The 2,422-nt window shown below is 22.8% G+C and carries 3 protein-coding genes; 2 read left to right on the top strand and 1 reads right to left on the bottom strand.

What is annotated here, in order from left to right; genetic code table 11:
• Positions 1-121: 121 nt before the first annotated feature.
• Together L992_RS12350 and L992_RS12345 are read left to right on the top strand one after the other, a co-directional pair.
• Positions 122-412 carry a hypothetical protein gene (locus tag L992_RS12350; RefSeq protein WP_047396602.1) on the top strand — a complete coding sequence of 97 codons (291 nt, stop codon included), beginning with the start codon at positions 122-124 and terminating at the stop codon, positions 410-412.
• Positions 409-1,539 carry a replication initiation protein gene (locus L992_RS12345; protein WP_047396600.1) on the top strand — a complete coding sequence of 377 codons (1,131 nt, stop codon included), beginning with the start codon at positions 409-411 and terminating at the stop codon, positions 1,537-1,539. The genes L992_RS12350 and L992_RS12345 overlap by 4 nt, the downstream gene beginning before the upstream one ends.
• Here L992_RS12345 and L992_RS12340 read toward each other — a convergent pair.
• The gene (locus tag L992_RS12340; protein WP_047396598.1) at positions 1,534-2,277 is read right to left on the bottom strand and encodes a replication initiation protein; all 744 of its coding nucleotides are present in this window, start codon (positions 2,275-2,277) and stop codon (positions 1,534-1,536) included. The genes L992_RS12345 and L992_RS12340 overlap by 6 nt on opposite strands.
• Positions 2,278-2,422: the final 145 nt, after the last annotated feature.

The raw sequence follows: 2,422 nt of genomic DNA, 5'->3' as shown, positions 1-2,422 counted from the left end.
AACTGCGACAAAAGTATAAAAAACTGCGACAAAAGTATAAAAAACTGCGACAAAAGTGTTTACTTTCGCAGTTGTATGTGATATATTTTGTTAAATGCTTATTTTAAAGGAGTTTTGAAACATGACAATAGAGAAAATGAAACCATTTTCAAAAAATGGTTTATTAAAAAATTTAGAAGATAAAGAGTACTTTCTCTTATACAAAAAAGAAACTAATCAAATAATTTATATCCAAAGAAGAAAAGAAGTTTTTATTATAACGGAAAATGTATTTAATTTAACTGAAAAAGTTGATAAAGATTGTTTAATTGAGGAATCATTAATGGAACTTCAGTTATTAAGTTTAATACATGAAAATTATAAAATTTTATGGAATGAAGATTTTTCACTCGATTATGGTGGTGAACTATGAGTTTAAAAGAAATTTTATACAAAGATAATGATATTATTATGATTGAAGAAAATGAAATTAATTCACTATTATCACTACAACTTGCTTTTAATTATATTTTAAAAGAAGCTCAGGCGTTTTATAAAATGGAGAATACTGAAACAGTATTTTCAATTGAAATTAGTAGTTTAATTAAATTTTGTGGTTCAAATAAAAAAGATCACAATAGTATGATTATAAATACATTAAGAAAATTATTAACAACTGAAATTAAAGTTGTTAATGGCAAATATCTGACAGTTTTTACTTTTTTATCCCAATATGAAATAAAAGAAAAAAAAATATATTTAGAATGTCCAAGTACTGTTAGAGAAAGATTAAGAAAATCTAATTACTATACTGCATTAAATTTTGATTTATTGAATCTTTTTAAAAGCAAATACAGTTTAAAAATATATGAAATAGTTAAAAGATATAATTTTAGTACCCCTAAGATAAGTATAGACAAATTTCAGAAAATAACTGGTTATCCGAATAGTTATAAAAATAATGACATAACAAGAAGGGTATTAGAAAAAGCAAAAGATGAAATAAAAGTTCTTGAAAATATTTCTCTTGAATGGGAAATTGAAAAAGATGGAAGAACATGGAAATATATAAGATTTTTTACTAATGATAATATAATTTCAATAGTTCCATTATTTTCTGAAAAATTAATAAATTCTATAGAAAAATCTAGAAAAAATAGATTTGTTGATGATTCCTATTCTCAAAAGGCTATGGAAAAATTACTTCAAAAATATGATGAAAAAGATATAATTAAAGCTCTTGGAGAACTTTATAAATATAATTCAGAAATTAAAAGTTTTTCTAAAATATTAACTTCTAAAATTGAAGATATAAAAAATTCAAAAATGGATAAAATCAAGGAAAATCAAGGGTATACATTAGGTCAAGAACAGATTGAAACAGCCTTTAAAAGCGATTTTACAGAGCCAAAAAAATCTGATTTAGATATTGAAAAAGAAAAAGTATCAAACTTAATAAGAAATAGTGATTTATCAACAAACAAACGAATGAATTTATGGTCTCAACTCGCAGAAATACAAAATTTAGAAGATTTAGAAAAATTTAAAAACAATTTATAAAGGAGTGTTTTTATCTGAAATTTCAACTATATCAATAACATCACTATTATTTTTGTTCTCAATTTTTTCTATTCGATTTCCCCAAGTAAACTTTAAACTAGTAACCTTTCTTCCAGTTTTTATTTTTTCTAATTTTAAATTTGGAAAATATGGAGGTAATTCTTTCAAAATTTGATTTAATACTCTTTTATTAATAATATCAAAATCATATGTTTCTGGAATCCCTAAATCATTTCTAAATTCATCTATTGTAAATATATGTTCTTTTTTCTTTTCCCATTCTTTTAAAAGAGAATATAACAATTGAGAATAACCACTTTTTAAATTTGTATATTCTTCTAAATTTTGTATAGTAAATGGCTCTTTTATATCGTTTAACATATAACGGAATGAACTATTTACCTTAATTTGAAATTTCCCTTCATCTTCAAATGATTCATAATCAATAAATAAACTAAAAATTTTTACACCATTTTCTTTTTTTATTTTTATTGATGTTTTTTTTAGTGTATTGTATAAATCTTCTAAATAATCAAACATTTCTTTATTTGACATTTTTCTTTTTTTTAATTTACTTAAAGAACTCATTTCGTTTATATTGAATACTAATAAATTATCGTCTTGATTCATAACCTTACAACATAGAGCAAACACTAAATTTCTTTGATTCATAGATAATCCTTGAAATTGTACTCTATGAAAATCTTTATGATGTTTCAATTCTAAATTAGTTCCCATAAAATCACCTCAAAATCATTATAACACTAATCACTAACAAGTCAATATTATTTGTACGGGATAACACCATTTTTTGTACGGGATAATACCGTTTTTTGTACGGGATAATACCGTTTTTTGTACGGGATAATACCGTTTTTTGTAC

Source organism: Cetobacterium sp. ZOR0034 (genome assembly GCF_000799075.1).
GTDB lineage: Bacteria > Fusobacteriota > Fusobacteriia > Fusobacteriales > Fusobacteriaceae > Cetobacterium_A.
The sequence above is the reverse complement of the archived record's forward strand: the minus strand, read 5'-3'. Positions and strand labels throughout refer to the sequence as shown.